We start from the raw sequence: 1,207 nt of genomic DNA, 5'->3' as shown, positions 1-1,207 counted from the left end.
CAGGCGACGCCGAGCGGATGACCGTGGCCGGCTCACTCACGAACGTGCGCCCGGTCGGCGACGTCCACTCAAGCGTGCCGTCACCGAGGTGCAACACCCGCCACCCGGTCTCGCTCTTCAACGCATGACACGCCGGACACAGATGCGCGAGGTTGTCGTGCGCGGTCAGGCCCTCGAACTGCCAATCCAGGGAATGGTCCAGGTCGCAATGCGCCGCCGACCGGTTGCAGCCCGGAAACCGGCAGGTTTTGTCTCGCACCCGGAGGAACCGTTTCAGGTCTTCCGGGACCGCGTACCGGTCCCGGCCTACCGACAGCACCGCCCCCGTCTCCGGGTGCACCAGGATCCGGGTGAAACTCGGCGCCCCGGCCGCGATCTGCCGGGCCGTGTCCGGGTCGATCGGACCATACCCCTCCAAGAACCCCGGCTCCTCACCGAGACCCATCAGAGTCAGCACCGGCACGGTCACATTGACCGCACCCCGGATGCCCTTGCCGAGGCCGGACGGGGTGACCCCATCGAGGATGATGTCGGCGAACACGTCCGCCTCGAGCTGCGTCAGGGTGCGCACCTCCTCCGGCCCCTGCAGACTCAACGCTGCGAGCATCACCCGCTCGTAGGCACCGGCCACCTTCTCCGCACTGTCGTACAGGGTCAGCGACGCCATACCATCGGGCTCGGGCTCGAAGAACACGGCCCGGTCGCGCACGGACTTCTGGTGCCGGGCCCGGATCGTCTCCGGATGCAGGCGCTCCCGGAGCAGCCGGGCCCGGTACTTCAGCTTCGACGCCGTCACCGTGCCCGCCGACCGCAGAACCTCCGCCTCGAACGCCGCCTTGGCCTCGTCGGGAACCGACCAGGCCTGATTGATCACCACCTTCGCGTGCTGGTAACTGATCTCGCCGGCCTCGAGCGCGGCCCGGGTGGCCGGGAGCTCGCCGGCCAAGGCGCGGCTCTCCGCGATCAGGTTCTCAGCCGTGCGGCGCGGCACCCGGATCGTGCAGGCCAGTTCGCTGACGAACTCCCGCTCGGCGACCTCGGCCGCGTCCCACCGGGACCCCGGCAGCCGCGCCGCCGCGTTCGCCCGGGCCTGCCCGAAGCGGCGGCCCGCCTCGACCAACTCCGCCCGCCGGGCGAACGCCACGGCGATGGCCAGTTCGGCCTCCGCGATCGCCTCGAAATGCTCCCCGAGAGCCTCTTGCTCTTC

Annotated in this window: 1 protein-coding gene; it reads right to left on the bottom strand. The window is 70.4% G+C overall.

Annotated features, from left to right (window positions below; all coding sequences use genetic code 11):
• Nucleotides 1–1,207, bottom strand: a 1,207-nt coding sequence (locus CXY79_RS00010; RefSeq protein ID WP_146068052.1) for an HNH endonuclease signature motif containing protein, incomplete at both ends; no start/stop codon positions are given.

It is taken from the genome of Cryobacterium sp. M96 (assembly GCF_002929845.1).
Lineage (GTDB): Bacteria > Actinomycetota > Actinomycetes > Actinomycetales > Microbacteriaceae > Cryobacterium > Cryobacterium sandaracinum.
Note: the sequence above shows the minus strand (reverse complement) of the source record. Positions and strands in the feature narration are given on the sequence as shown.